The sequence below is a fragment of the Sulfuricaulis sp. genome, assembly GCF_024653915.1.
GTDB lineage: Bacteria > Pseudomonadota > Gammaproteobacteria > Acidiferrobacterales > Sulfurifustaceae > Sulfuricaulis.
In genome coordinates, this window is record NZ_JANLGY010000013.1 from 255,680 (window position 1) to 268,008 (window position 12,329).

Annotated in this window: 17 protein-coding genes; 16 read left to right on the forward strand and 1 reads right to left on the reverse strand. The window is 55.6% G+C overall.

Annotated elements, in window-relative coordinates; all coding sequences use genetic code 11:
- The first annotated feature begins 46 nt into the window (after positions 1–46).
- The 3 genes from tatA to tatC are packed head-to-tail and all read left to right on the forward strand — an operon-like array spanning position 47 to position 1,523.
- Positions 47–298, forward strand: coding sequence for a Sec-independent protein translocase subunit TatA (tatA, locus tag NUV55_RS07770; protein WP_296671790.1), 252 nt, complete (start codon positions 47–49; stop codon positions 296–298).
- Between the two features lie 27 nt (positions 299–325).
- Positions 326–745, forward strand: a complete 420-nt coding sequence (gene tatB / locus NUV55_RS07775) for a Sec-independent protein translocase protein TatB (RefSeq protein ID WP_296671792.1) — start codon at positions 326–328, stop codon at positions 743–745.
- Positions 714–1,523, forward strand: coding sequence for a twin-arginine translocase subunit TatC (gene tatC / locus NUV55_RS07780; RefSeq protein ID WP_367280375.1), 810 nt, complete (start codon positions 714–716; stop codon positions 1,521–1,523). The genes tatB and tatC overlap by 32 nt, the downstream gene beginning before the upstream one ends.
- 43 nt (positions 1,524–1,566) lie before the next feature.
- Here tatC and NUV55_RS07785 read toward each other — a convergent pair whose 3' ends face one another.
- Positions 1,567–2,736, reverse strand: coding sequence for a Do family serine endopeptidase (locus NUV55_RS07785; RefSeq protein ID WP_296671793.1), 1,170 nt, complete (start codon positions 2,734–2,736; stop codon positions 1,567–1,569).
- Positions 2,737–3,008: 272 nt separating this feature from the next.
- Between NUV55_RS07785 and petA the strand changes: the two genes are divergently transcribed.
- The 13 genes from petA (at position 3,009) to NUV55_RS07850 (ending at position 12,309) form a co-directional block, all read left to right on the forward strand.
- Entirely contained in the window at positions 3,009–3,608 is a 600-nt protein-coding gene (petA, locus tag NUV55_RS07790) for a ubiquinol-cytochrome c reductase iron-sulfur subunit (protein ID WP_296671795.1), read from the forward strand.
- Positions 3,608–4,861 (forward strand): cytochrome bc complex cytochrome b subunit, encoded by a 1,254-nt coding sequence (locus NUV55_RS07795; RefSeq protein WP_296671796.1) that lies wholly within the window; start codon positions 3,608–3,610, stop codon positions 4,859–4,861. The genes petA and NUV55_RS07795 overlap by 1 nt, the downstream gene beginning before the upstream one ends.
- Entirely contained in the window at positions 4,858–5,601 is a 744-nt protein-coding gene (locus NUV55_RS07800; protein ID WP_296671797.1) for a cytochrome c1, read from the forward strand. The genes NUV55_RS07795 and NUV55_RS07800 overlap by 4 nt, the downstream gene beginning before the upstream one ends.
- 94 nt (positions 5,602–5,695) lie before the next feature.
- Complete coding sequence (locus NUV55_RS07805) at positions 5,696–6,304, forward strand: glutathione S-transferase N-terminal domain-containing protein (RefSeq protein WP_367280384.1); 609 nt, start codon at positions 5,696–5,698, stop codon at positions 6,302–6,304.
- Positions 6,305–6,353: 49 nt separating this feature from the next.
- Positions 6,354–6,752: a ClpXP protease specificity-enhancing factor gene (locus tag NUV55_RS07810; protein WP_296671800.1), complete on the forward strand. Its 399-nt coding sequence runs from the start codon at positions 6,354–6,356 to the stop codon at positions 6,750–6,752.
- Positions 6,753–6,975: 223 nt separating this feature from the next.
- The gene (locus tag NUV55_RS07815) at positions 6,976–7,278 is read left to right on the forward strand and encodes a hypothetical protein (protein WP_296671802.1); all 303 of its coding nucleotides are present in this window, start codon (positions 6,976–6,978) and stop codon (positions 7,276–7,278) included.
- A gap of 95 nt (positions 7,279–7,373) precedes the next feature.
- Positions 7,374–7,865: an O-acetyl-ADP-ribose deacetylase gene (locus tag NUV55_RS07820; protein WP_296671803.1), complete on the forward strand. Its 492-nt coding sequence runs from the start codon at positions 7,374–7,376 to the stop codon at positions 7,863–7,865.
- Between the two features lie 472 nt (positions 7,866–8,337).
- The gene (locus tag NUV55_RS07825; protein WP_296671804.1) at positions 8,338–8,655 is read left to right on the forward strand and encodes a hypothetical protein; all 318 of its coding nucleotides are present in this window, start codon (positions 8,338–8,340) and stop codon (positions 8,653–8,655) included.
- Positions 8,656–8,806: 151 nt separating this feature from the next.
- Positions 8,807–9,994: a DUF4236 domain-containing protein gene (locus NUV55_RS07830; protein WP_367280376.1), complete on the forward strand. Its 1,188-nt coding sequence runs from the start codon at positions 8,807–8,809 to the stop codon at positions 9,992–9,994.
- Positions 9,995–10,105: 111 nt separating this feature from the next.
- Positions 10,106–10,825 (forward strand): hypothetical protein, encoded by a 720-nt coding sequence (locus NUV55_RS07835; RefSeq protein WP_296671807.1) that lies wholly within the window; start codon positions 10,106–10,108, stop codon positions 10,823–10,825.
- 54 nt (positions 10,826–10,879) lie between these two features.
- Entirely contained in the window at positions 10,880–11,233 is a 354-nt protein-coding gene (locus NUV55_RS07840; RefSeq protein WP_296671808.1) for a DUF423 domain-containing protein, read from the forward strand.
- 5 nt (positions 11,234–11,238) lie between these two features.
- Positions 11,239–11,616, forward strand: coding sequence for a hypothetical protein (locus NUV55_RS07845; RefSeq protein WP_296671810.1), 378 nt, complete (start codon positions 11,239–11,241; stop codon positions 11,614–11,616).
- A 168-nt stretch (positions 11,617–11,784) separates the two neighbouring features.
- Entirely contained in the window at positions 11,785–12,309 is a 525-nt protein-coding gene (locus tag NUV55_RS07850; RefSeq protein ID WP_296671811.1) for a hypothetical protein, read from the forward strand.
- Positions 12,310–12,329 lie beyond the last annotated feature (20 nt).

Genomic DNA, 12,329 nt, shown 5'->3' on the forward strand with positions numbered 1-12,329 from the left:
GTATAGATTTCACTAGGCAAGAACGGAATTTTTCTGGAGAAATAGCATGGGTACATTCAGCATTTGGCACTGGTTAGTCGTCCTGGTTATTGTGTTGCTGATTTTTGGCACCAAGAAGCTGCGCAATCTTGGCGGCGACCTCGGTGGCGCCATCAAGAGCTTCAAGCAGTCGATGAAGGAAGGCAGCGACGACTCTTCGTCAGAGACAGATGAGAATGAGCAGGCCAAAAAGATCAAGAAAAACTCCGGCCGTGTGATTGACGCGGAAGTCACTTCCAAGAAGAAACAAAAGAGCTAGTCCCGTACTCCGCCACGGTCACGCGCGATGTTTGACATCGGCTTTTCCGAACTGGTGGCGGTCGGCCTGATTGCGTTAATCGTGCTGGGCCCGAAGCGGCTGCCCGAGGTGGCGCGCACTGCCGGCCGCTGGATGGGGCAATTGCGGCGCTTCATCGCTGACGTCAAGCAGGATATCGACCGCGAGGTCAATTCCGAAGATCTGGCGGAACTGCGCAAGCTCAAGCTGGAGCTGAACGACACTCGCCGGATGATGCAGAACACATCGGGCGAGCTGGTGAAGGGGTTTACGGAAATCACGCCCGAGCCTTCCAGTCCCACGATTCATTCCCCGGAAACAACGGCATTGCCGCACACGTCGTTCGAAAATGCGAAGCGCAGCCGTGCCCGCGCTAAATCTGGGACGGGAAAAAAACATGGCAAAGCCCGAAAAGCCCGGCGCCGCTGAAGGCAGCCTGATTTCGCACCTGCTGGAGCTGCGCGACCGCCTGCTCTACTCGGTGATTACTATTGCCGTGGTGTTCTTCGGATTGATTCCGTTTGCGAGCGAAGTGTACACGGTGGTGGCCAAGCCGCTGATGGGTGTGTTGCCGGCCGGCGCCACCATGATCGCCACCGAAGTGGCCTCGCCGTTCCTCACGCCCATCAAGCTCACGCTCGCCGTGGCGATTGTGATCACGATTCCTTTCCTGTTGTATCAGCTGTGGGCCTTTGTGGCGCCGGGCCTGTACAAGCACGAGCGGCGGCTGGTGTTCCCGCTGCTGCTGTCTAGCACCATTTTGTTTTACGGCGGCATGGCTTTCGCCTATTTCGTGGTATTCCCCATGGCGTTCGGATTTTTCGTGCATGCGCTCCCGCCGGGCGTGACTATGATGACGGACATCCGTTCCTACATGGACTTCGTGTTTTCCATGTTCTTTGCCTTCGGCATTGCCTTCGAGGTGCCGATCGCGGTGATCCTGCTGGCGCGCATGGGCGTGATCAACCCCGACACGCTGGGGCAGAAGCGGCCCTACGTGATCCTGTGGGCCTTCATCGTGGCCGCGGTCATCACGCCGCCGGATGTTTTCTCGCAGTTTTTTCTGGCTGTCCCGATGATCATATTGTTCGAGGTCGGCCTTTTCGTCGCGCGCTTGATGAAACGCGCCGCTGACGCCGCCGTGGACAGTGGCCGGCGCAATCTGACCGAAGACGAGATCGAGGCCGAGTTCAACAAGCAGGATTAGGTTTTTTTCAGGCCAGTAAACGTCAGGGGAGCATACGAGCAGGTTATTTTGTGACTGCCGCGCGCGCCGGACGCTCGATGGCCGTGGCTTCCAGCATTATCGATTTTCCCTCGCGCAGTACTTCCATCTTTACGCGACTGCCGGGCTTGCGGCTGGAGATTATCAGCAGGGCCTCACGTGCCTCGATGATTCTTTTGCCATCGATGGCGATCAGCACGTCTCCCGGTTGCAGGCCCGCGTTATGTGCGGGACCACCGCGCACCACGCCAACCACCACCACACCGGTGGTATTCTTGAGTTCGAGCGCACGTGCAATTTGTGGGGTAATCGATTGCGCCTCGACGCCGAGCCAGCCGCGCCGCGGGCGGCCATGTTCGATGATTTCTTCCATCACATTCTGGGCGAGGCTGGTGGGTATGGCGAAACCGATGCCCTGGTTACCGCCACTGCGCGAGAAGATGGCGGTGTTGATGCCGACCAGGTGGCCCTCGGCGTCGATCAGCGCGCCGCCCGAATTACCCGGGTTGATGGCGGCGTCGGTCTGAATAAAATTCTCAAAGGTGTTGATACCGAGCTTGTTGCGGCCGGTGGCGCTGACGATGCCCATGGTCACGGTCTGTCCCACGCCGAAGGGATTGCCGATGGCCAGCACCACGTCGCCGACGCGCAGGTTGTCGGAGTGACCGAGCGTCATCACCGGCAGCATCTTGAGATCGATTTTCAGCACCGCGACATCCGTTTCCGGATCGCTGCCCACCACCTTGGCCTGCACCATGCGCCCGTCCTGCAGAGATACCTGAATCGCATCCGCGCCCTGAATGACATGGTGATTCGTCAGGATGTATCCCTGCTCGCTCATGATGACGCCGGAGCCGAGGCTGGTCTCGACGCGCTTGCGCGGTGTGATCAGATTGTTGCCGCCACCGAAGAACTGGCGGAATGCCGGGTCATCGAAGAACGGATGCGGTCGAACGGTGACCACCTTGGCGGTGTTGATGTTGACCACCGCAGGTGAGGCCTTGTCCACCGCCGTCGCATAGGAGTAGGGTCCGCCGGCCGGCCGTGGCGAGGTCTCGGGTGTGGTCTGGCGGATTTCCACGGTCGTGGTTTCTTGCCCGGCGATCTGTGGCCAGAAATACATTACGACAAAGGCCAGGGCCAGCCCCAGGACAATGGCTTGGGTCAGGTAAGACAAGGTATGGCGCGAAATCATGTTCTATACGTAAACCAGGATTGGTGGGCGATGATTCTATCTGATGTCCCGGTCCGCGCGCTCCATCATGGCCATATGGCGGATATCGGGGTTTCTTCGGAAAAAATGTACGCGATTTGATTTAAGCGCTTGACTCCGGCAGGGATGATATATAATCCTATGCGCCGTTTTCAGGGCCTGACTCGTAACGATTAATTGGCTGATTCGCATTATAAAATTACGCCAGTGCGCGTGATTTTTTATTTTCTGCTCTACCAGATTGAGGGGGTTTCATGGGTGAAGAGGTTGTCAATCCGCGCCGCCGGCGCTTGCTGGCGATCACCAGCGGATTAGGAGTGGTTGGAACGGCCTTTGCGCTCACCCCCTTCGTCCTCAGCATGTTCCCGAGCGCGCGCGCCAGGGCCGCCGGCGCGCCGGTCGAGGTCGATATCAGCAAGCTCGAGTCCGGCCAGTTGCTCACGGTCGAGTGGCAGGGCAAGCCGGTGTGGATCCTGCGCCGTACGCCAGCCATGCTGAAGTCACTTCCCGAAGCTGAACCGCTTCTGGCCGATCCGGGGTCCAAAGTCGTCGACCAGCAACCTTCTTATGCGCAAAACGGGGCGCGCTCCATCAAGCCGGAAATCCTCGTGCTGGTCGGTATCTGCACGCATCTGGGCTGTTCGCCCGACAGGCGTCTCGACGCCGGTATTGCCTCGGGTCTCGGTGACGACTGGAAGGGCGGGTTTTTCTGCCCCTGCCACGGTTCCAAGTTCGATCTCGCCGGTCGCGTTTTCAAGAACGTCCCGGCGCCCACCAATCTGGTGGTGCCACCACATGGCTATCTCTCCGACACGCGCATTATCATTGGCGCTGACCAGAAAGGAGCCGCGTAATGGAAAAGCTGCTGACCTGGATTGACGACCGTTTCCCTCTGACCAAAGTCTGGAAAGAGCATCTCGCCGAATACTACGCGCCCAAGAATTTCAATTTCTGGTATTACTTCGGGTCGCTGGCGCTGCTGGTGTTGGTGATGCAGATCGTCACCGGTATTTTCCTCACCATGCATTACAAGCCGGACACGCAGCTGGCGTTCGCCTCCGTCGAGTACATCATGCGCGACGTGGACTGGGGCTGGCTGATCCGCTACATGCACTCCACCGGCGCCTCTTTCTTCTTTATCGTCGTGTACCTGCACATGTTCCGCGCCATGCTCTACGGTTCGTACCAGAAACCGCGCGAGCTCATCTGGCTGTTCGGCGTAGTCATCTTCGTCGCGCTCATGGCCGAGGCCTTCATGGGCTATCTGCTGCCGTGGGGCAATATGTCCTACTGGGGCGCGCAGGTGATCATCTCGCTGTTTGACGCCATCCCGGTGATAGGCCCGACACTGTCCGAATGGATACGTGGTGACTTCGTGGTGGCTGACGCAACGCTCAACCGCTTCTTCGCGTTCCATGTCATTGCCATCCCGCTGGTCCTGGTGGCGCTGGTGTTTGTGCACATCGTGGCCCTGCACAAGGTCGGCTCGAACAACCCGGACGGCGTCGAGATCAAGAAAAAGAAGGGGCCGGACGGCCACCCGCTCGACGGCATCCCGTTCCATCCCTATTACACGGTGAAGGATATCGTCGGCGTGACGGTGTTTCTCATGCTGTTCTCGGCCGTGATGTTCTTCGCGCCGGAGCTGTGGGGCTGGTTCCTCGAACCCGACAACTTCGTGCCGGCCAACATCCTGCAGACGCCCACGGAGATCGTGCCGCTGTGGTACTTCACCCCCTTTTACTCGATTCTGCGCGCCAACGTGTATAACTTCCTGTGGGTCGACGCCAAAATCTGGGGCGTGGTCTTCATGGGGCTGTCTATCGTGGTGTTTTTCTTTCTACCCTGGCTGGATCGTTCCCCGGTCAAATCCATCCGCTACCGCGGCGGGAAATATAAAACCGCCCTCGCCATTTTCGTGGTGAGCTTCTTCATTCTGGGATATCTGGGCACCAAGAGTCCGGAAGTGATCAGCCTGTTCTGGGTCAAGAACGTGTACTGGGTGCAGGGCTTCACGGTCCTGTACTTCGCTTTCTTCTTCCTGATGCCGTGGTACACCAAATATGACAAGACCAAGCCGGTGCCGGAAAGGGTGACCTCGAAATGAAAAAGCTCCTGATGTTGGTGGTCATCCTGGGTCTGCCGGCCGGCGTGTTCGCGTCGGGCGGACATAAATCCTGCGGCACGGTCGAGTGCGATCCCGTCGATGTCGATCTCAGCGACAGGGCCTCGCTGCAACGTGGGGCGCGCATTTTTGTCAACTACTGCCTGTCCTGTCACAGCGCGAGTTACATGCGCTACAACCGCATGGGCCGCGATCTCGGCATCAGCGACGAGCTGGTCAAGGACAATCTGCTGTTTGCCGCCGACAAGGTGGGCGACCTGATGAAGGCGGTGATGCCCAGGGAAGACGCGCGCGACTGGTTCGGAGTGGCCCCACCCGATCTGTCGTTGATCGCGCGTTCGCGCAAGCCGGCCTGGGTCTACACCTACATGCGCAGTTTCTATCGCGACAACAAGTCGCCGTCTGGCTGGAACAACACGGTGTTCGCGCACGTGGCCATGCCCCACGTGCTGTATGAGTGGCAGGGCGATCAACGCGCTGTGTTCAAGAAGGACGCCCACGGCGCCGAGGTGTTCGAGCGCCTCGAGCTGGAACGTGTTGGTACCATGGACAAGAAGGATTACGACCGCGCCATGCGCGACCTGACGAATTTCCTGGTTTATCTTGGCGAGCCGGCCAAGTTGGTGCGTTACGAGCTCGGCATCTACGTGCTCATTTTCCTGGCGGTATTCCTGGTGTTTGCCTATCTGCTCAAGAAGGAATACTGGAAGGACATCCACTGATTCAGCAAAACAATTCACGGACAGCGGCGGTGAGTCGCCCCGGAGAGACATGATAGATAAAAATGCAATGAACACGCCCGCGGCGCGCAAGCCCATCATGACGCTGTACTCGGGCACGTCCGATCCCTGGAGCCAGCGCACACGCATCGTCCTGTTCGAGAAGGACATCGACTGCCAGATAGTGGACGTTGACGTCGCCAAAAAACCGCGCGAGCTGGGCGAGCTCAACCCCTACAACCAGGTGCCGACCATCGTGGATCGCGACCTGGTGCTGTACGAATCCAACATCATTAATGAATATCTCGATGAGCGCCTGCCACACCCGCCGCTGATGCCGGTGGACCCGGTGTCGCGCGCCCGTGCCCGGCTCATGCTGGTGCGTTTTGACCGCGACTGGTACAGCCTGATCCATGACATCACCGGGGGCGACAAGAAATCCGCCACGCGCGCGCGCCACACGCTGCGCGACGGGCTGACGGTGATCTCGCCGATCTTCAAGGAGCAGGCGTTTGCGCTGGGCGATGAATTTTCGCTGGTCGATTGCTCGCTCGCGCCGCTGTTGTGGCGGCTGGATCACTGGAACATCGATTTGCCGCGCCAGGCCAAGCCCATCCTCGATTACGCCACGAAACTGTTTCAGCGCAAATCCTTCAAGTTGTCGCTGACCGAGGCGGAAAAGGCGATGCACTCCTCTACCCGGTGAAGCGACAGACCCGGCGCCCGATTTGTTCCCGCACGCTGCCCCGCGGCGCATGACCCCGATCAAGCTTTATCTTCTGCGCGCCGTCTACGACTGGGCGGTGGACAACAATTTCACGCCGCAGGTACTGGTGGAAGCCACCGCTGCCGGTGTGAAGGTCCCGACGAATTACATTCAGGACGGCCGCATCGTGCTGAACATTAACCCGAGTGCCGTGGGCCAATTCGAATTCGCCGCCGAGGCTCTGCGGTTTTCGGCCCGTTTCGGTGGCCGCAGCTTTTCCGTCGAAGTCCCGTACCCCGCCGTGCTCGCGATTTACGCGCGCGAGAACAACCAGGGCATCACGTTTCCCGAATTGCCGTCCGGTGACAAGCCGGACCCCGATCCGGAGAGCAGTCCGCCGGACAGCAAGCCGCCGGGCAAGGGCCCCAGCTTGCGCGTCGTGAAATAGCGCGCACGTCGTGCGGTTCACGCCGTCGATACAACGATCGTGTCCGGCGCCAGTTTTTTGGGTTATGTTAAAGATAAAATTGGACAGGATTTACAGGATTAAAACAGGATTTAATTTTAAGAAATTATAATCCCCCCAAGTCTTTAATCCTGTGAATCCTGTGAATCCTGTGAATCCTGAGAAATCCTGTTAATCCTGTCTATTGTTTTTCAGGAGACGAACCATGCAAGCCATCAAATTTCTTCTGATTCTTTCCGTGATGTTCATGATTGTCCCGGTGCGTGCCGCCGACAAGGCAATACCGGAAAATGCCGAAGCGCAAAAGAAAGAAGACTCGCGCAAGCGCGCCGAACGGCCAAAACGTGAGGCGATAAAGCTCTCGCCGCATGCGCGCGAATCAGCCCCGCGACCGGACGAGAGCGGGAAGATGAAAAAAGTGGCCCCACCGCGCGCGGAATCGCCGTTGCAGAATGTGCCGGCGCTCATGCAGCCGCCACCCGGCGTCCCGCCAAAGCCATCAAAATAGACAGCAGGGTAGCCCGGATGAAATGAAATGGAATCCGGGAAAATAATATTTCCCGCATTCTGTTTCGCTTCATGCGGGCTACCGAGGAAGCTCCCATGATCCGTGCCATCCAGGCCGACATCACGACACTGAAAGTTGACGCCATCGTCAACGCCGCCAATGAATCGCTGCTCGGCGGCGGGGGCGTGGACGGCGCCATCCACCGCGCCGCCGGCCCGCAATTGAAAGAATATTGCCGCACTCTCGGTGGCTGCCCCACTGGCGAGGCCAAGATCACGCCCGGTTACAAACTCCCCGCGAAGTGGATCATTCATACCGTCGGCCCTGTATGGCACGGCGGCCAGTACAACGAACCCGCGCTGCTCGCGAACTGTTACCGCCACTCGCTTGAACTGGCATTGGGGCATGACGTGAAGTCCATCGCGTTTCCGGGTATCAGTACCGGGGTGTATGGGTTTCCGAAAGATCAGGCGGCGAAGATTGCCGTGATGATCATGAGGGAGCATGAGAAGAAATTTGATGAGATTATGGCGTGTTGTTTTAGTGAGGCGGACAAGAAATTGTATGAGGGGAAATTAAATTTGTAGGGGCGCGATTTATCGCGCCCAGTTGAGCCGCCTTCGGCGGCGTATTTATTTGCGGTTCCCCGCACCGTGCGCGGTGCTCGGATGCGCCATACGGGGTAAGAGCAACACCTTTTCCTGCCGGGGTTACCGTGACGGGATGGATGCCTTGACCGGGAACGAGACAGAGGGGCAGTTGCAGTGTTATTGGGAGCCATCCTCACTGTCCCTCGGGATTGCTTGAATTGATTGGCAAATTCGCCTCAATTCTTTGCGGGCATATTCATGTTATACGGCGGTTTGCCAGTTTCTTGCATGTTATCTTGCAATCTTGCAGCCTATCTCCGGAACGCTTGCCCACAGACAAGGTGCAAGCGCATGATTTGACGGAGTTAGCTTCGATAACATGAGTCGTATAACGTTAATAACAGTCAATATGTCGTCTAATCATCGTTAGGTGCCATTGACACGTACATTCGCTTGGGGAGAACTCTCTATGAGGTTCGCATCTATTACTATTCTCGCCACAACCACGCTGCTGGCGACAGCCTTGGCCAGTGTCAGCGCAGCGCCAGCTGTCGGCGCCGCCCCGAAGGGCGATCCCACAGCAGTTGCTACCAAGATCATCAAGTACAACTTCCCAGAGTGTAAGCGCGTCTCTAGTGCCACGCGCAGATCCGATGGTTCGATTCGGGCGAAATGCGATGGCGTCGATTACCTTGTCTTCACTGTATTCAACGCCAAAGAAGGCAAGACAATAGAGGTCGCATTGAACTGCACAGCAGCAAAGGCCCTTTTGAACATCTCCTGCTAACGTCGCGAAGCGAAAATGGTACCTAACCCGTCACTCAACCCGACCGGATTCCAGCAGGGCGGCTCGCTTCGCTTGTTTTGTCTGGGGCCGGCGGGTTAGTTCTGGCGTTAGGCTTGTTCGAGGACTTTCAATAGAGTCGGGAGGAAACAGTATGGGGCTCCGTTTTCGAAGGTCAGTAAAGCTCGCCCCCGGTATCCGAATGAACTTCAGCGGCAGTGGCATAAGCTGGACGCTCGGCCCTAGAGGCGCGTCTGTTGGCATTGGGAAGCGCGGTACATACCTTAACTCGGGTATTCCCGGAACAGGATTCTACGCCCGGGAGCGTATAGGAGGCTCCGGTGCGGGTAGTCGCGCACGCGCATCATCCTACTCAAGTATGTCTGTCACTGTCGGAGTAACAGATGATGGAACGGTGTATTTCCGGGATGCAGATGGAAACCCTCTCGCAGAACATCTGATCAATGCGGCAAAAAAGCAACAAGGCGACGCAATACGAGATCTCATTCAAAAGAAGTGTGATGAGATAAATGCACAGATCGAAGCGCTTGGGGAAATGCACGTCCATACTCCGAACCCCAATGCAAAGCCCCAATATCAACCACAAGAGTTTCCAGAATCTCCGCCAGCAAAGCCGGTTCCAAAAAAGCCTGGGCTAATGGGCATGCTCTTCAAGTCCAAACGAGAAAAGACAGAAAGAGAAAACCAAGAAAGAGGTCGTCAATTCGAGGAAGCCCTAGAAAAATGGCAAGCGGCTAAGCGACAGTTCGATGAAGCCGAGAAACGTCGTAAGGATGTAATCGAACGAGGTATCTACTCCAATGTGGAGATGATGGAAAACTTCTTGGAAGAGAACTTACAGAGCATTGTTTGGCCACGCGAGACAATTGTATCAACGGAGATTCTTGATAACGGAAAAAAATTGTTTGTTGATGTTGATCTCCCGGAGTTAGAGGACATGCCGAGCAAAACCGCTTCGGCCCCCCAGCGAGGCTACAAGCTGTCCGTAAAGGAAATGTCAGCCGCACAGATTCAACGACTGTACATGCGTCATGTACACGGCATCGGGTTCAGAATTATCGGAGAAACTTTTAGTGCTTTACCCAACGCACAGGAAGTAGTGCTCTCCGCATATTCGCAACGCCCGGATCGAGGAACTGGCCATGTAAAGGATGAGTATCTTTATTCGGTGCGCGTAGACCGGGCTTCATGGTCCCGCATAAATTTTGACAATCTACAGAACTTAGATGTTGTAGAAGCTCTTGCACAGTTTGACCTGAAGCGAAACATGACAAAGACCGGTGCCTTCAAACCCATTGAACCCTTTGGTCCGTATGCGTAGCAAATCGAACAAGCCTAACAAGCGCGTGGAGTCGGACTCGCTACGTCGGCGCTTCGCGCCGCCTCCGCTCGCCGCTCACGCGCAGCGTTAGATGTGAAATGGAAATCTAGTATGGGATTAATCAACTCGATACACAATAAGATACCGGACGGGATTTATCGTACGTATATAAAAAATTTGGTTTCTTGGTTACAGGTTTTTAGTCTTAACTACCATTTTAAGCGGTATGTTCGAAAAACACTAAATCCAGATTCGGATATCAATAAAATCAAAACTGCGCCATGGGCATCTGAGTTATATCAGATTTGCGCAGTTTTGTTTGCGCTAGTTCTGCTTATTTTTGTTGCGCCGAATTTACCAATTGTTTCAATATGGGCTGTTGCCATTTTAGTTTTCATTTCACTATATAGACCACTTGAAATAACAATATTTCTTGTTAATTGGATTTTTACAATTACTGATGAAGTACACTCTTACAAAAGAAGTTTGGCTGGATTTCTTATTAATTTACTCGAATTAGTTCTATTTTTCTCCATAGCCCAGTTAGTAATTGGTTGTTACAAAACAAACTCAATACTAGATGCGATTTATTCAAATGCTAGGACAGTTGTAACGATAGGTCCGATCGGAAGCTATAATTATCATAGTTGTATTTACTGCGATATCATCTTATTGGCTCAAATAGGTGTTACGTCATTCTTGCTAATTATTGTTATAGCTAGCGCTGTTGGCGTAATCAAAGTCCCGCCAGAAGCTGGAAGTAAAAATGGAAATAACACATCTAACAAACCCATCCAGCCGACGCCAAAAAGCGGTGCGTCTGATGGGTGACGTTAAGTTCAATCGACACTCCAAATGGCCGCAACCGCAAGACTATTCTTAATTTTGGGCGGCATCAATGCCGCACTCGTGGTCATGCTCGGCGCGTTCGGGGCGCATGGGTTGAAGACGCGCATGACGGCGGAGATGCTGGCGGTGTACCAGACCGGGGTGCATTACCATTTGTTTCACGCGCTGGGGCTGCTGGTCATTGGGATTGTGGCAACACAAATAGTTGACTCGGCATATCTGAAATGGGCCGGGTGGCTGATGCTGGTGGGAATTATTCTGTTTTCCGGGAGTCTTTATCTATTGAGCGTGGGCTGTATGCGTTGGCTGGGGATGGTGACGCCGTTCGGCGGCCTGTCGTTTATCGCGGCGTGGATCCTGTTTGTATTGGCGATCTTCAAGGCGCCCTGAAATTTGTGAACACACCAAGGTTTATTCTGATACTTGTTTTTGCGCTGGTGTCCCTGCCGGCGATGACGGCGGTACGGGAAGAAATTCCCGTTGCTCCGGAATTACCCGTGCCGGCGCAAGCGCCGGCCAAGCCATCCGGTCCGTCGGCCGAAGCAGTTTCGCGCGGCCGGATGCTGTATGAAAACCACTGCACGCGCTGCCACGCCAGCGTCCTGCACGTGCGCGAGAACCGCCGCGCGGATTCGCTGAAGGCGCTGGAGGGCTGGGTCCGGCGCTGGTCGGGGGAAGAGAAACTCAGCTGGAGCGAGGAGGAAGTCGTCGAAGTCGTGGATTATCTCAACCGCCGTTATTACAAGTTTCCTCCGCCCGGAGGGAAGAAATAGACCGGTTTGTCCCGGTTCGTCACCGCTGTCCTGAAAGCGTCGCCCTGATCTACCGTCCGTCCCCGCGCCTGGGCGCGGAATTCCCTTAAATATGCCTGTTTTCAAGCCTTGCCGTGGCTGGCACGTTCATTGCTTTAGATCCAGTGCATAACCTGGAGAGTAAGGGCAATGGAAAACGGACTGACTGCTGGACGATGTGTACGGACCTCGATTATCACACTGTTTTTGATGTGTTTCTTCGCTGTTCCCGCCTACGCCGATGATTTTAGTGTGCTGTTGAACGGCAAGGCGATCCATCTCGATAGCCAGCCGGGTGTCACCTACAACGAAAACAACTGGGGCGTGGGTTTTCAGTACGACATGGCGCCGGTTCAGGAAAAATGGGTGCCATTCGTCACGGCCTCGGAATTCAAGGACTCGAATAAAAACACGTCTTATTATTTCGGTGGCGGATTTTTGCACCGCACCAATTTTGAGTGGGGCAAGACCTCGATGCATTTCGATGCCGGCGGAATTGCCTTCCTTATGAAACGCAAAGGCTTCAAGGATGGCGACCTGTTCCCGGGCATTCTGCCGGTGGTGTCGCTGGGTACGTCGCGGGTCGCGGTCAACATGACCTTTATCCCCAAGGTCGACCCCAAGATGGTGCCGATTCTGTTCTTCCAGCTCAAGGTTACGCTCGGTACTTTTTAGCTCGCCTGTCAGGCGCGCCG

What these genes read in the sequence shown, in the direction of transcription:
- tatA (WP_296671790.1), top strand. Translation starts at nt 47, where the DNA reads ATGGGTACATTCAGCATTTGGCACTGGTTAGTCGTCCTGGTTATTGTG.
- tatB (WP_296671792.1), top strand. Translation starts at nt 326, where the DNA reads ATGTTTGACATCGGCTTTTCCGAACTGGTGGCGGTCGGCCTGATTGCG.
- tatC (WP_367280375.1), top strand. Translation starts at nt 714, where the DNA reads ATGGCAAAGCCCGAAAAGCCCGGCGCCGCTGAAGGCAGCCTGATTTCG.
- NUV55_RS07785 (WP_296671793.1), bottom strand. Translation starts at nt 2,736, where the DNA reads ATGATTTCGCGCCATACCTTGTCTTACCTGACCCAAGCCATTGTCCTG.
- petA (WP_296671795.1), top strand. Translation starts at nt 3,009, where the DNA reads ATGGGTGAAGAGGTTGTCAATCCGCGCCGCCGGCGCTTGCTGGCGATC.
- NUV55_RS07795 (WP_296671796.1), top strand. Translation starts at nt 3,608, where the DNA reads ATGGAAAAGCTGCTGACCTGGATTGACGACCGTTTCCCTCTGACCAAA.
- NUV55_RS07800 (WP_296671797.1), top strand. Translation starts at nt 4,858, where the DNA reads ATGAAAAAGCTCCTGATGTTGGTGGTCATCCTGGGTCTGCCGGCCGGC.
- NUV55_RS07810 (WP_296671800.1), top strand. Translation starts at nt 6,354, where the DNA reads ATGACCCCGATCAAGCTTTATCTTCTGCGCGCCGTCTACGACTGGGCG.
- NUV55_RS07815 (WP_296671802.1), top strand. Translation starts at nt 6,976, where the DNA reads ATGCAAGCCATCAAATTTCTTCTGATTCTTTCCGTGATGTTCATGATT.
- NUV55_RS07820 (WP_296671803.1), top strand. Translation starts at nt 7,374, where the DNA reads ATGATCCGTGCCATCCAGGCCGACATCACGACACTGAAAGTTGACGCC.
- NUV55_RS07825 (WP_296671804.1), top strand. Translation starts at nt 8,338, where the DNA reads ATGAGGTTCGCATCTATTACTATTCTCGCCACAACCACGCTGCTGGCG.
- NUV55_RS07830 (WP_367280376.1), top strand. Translation starts at nt 8,807, where the DNA reads ATGGGGCTCCGTTTTCGAAGGTCAGTAAAGCTCGCCCCCGGTATCCGA.
- NUV55_RS07835 (WP_296671807.1), top strand. Translation starts at nt 10,106, where the DNA reads ATGGGATTAATCAACTCGATACACAATAAGATACCGGACGGGATTTAT.
- NUV55_RS07850 (WP_296671811.1), top strand. Translation starts at nt 11,785, where the DNA reads ATGGAAAACGGACTGACTGCTGGACGATGTGTACGGACCTCGATTATC.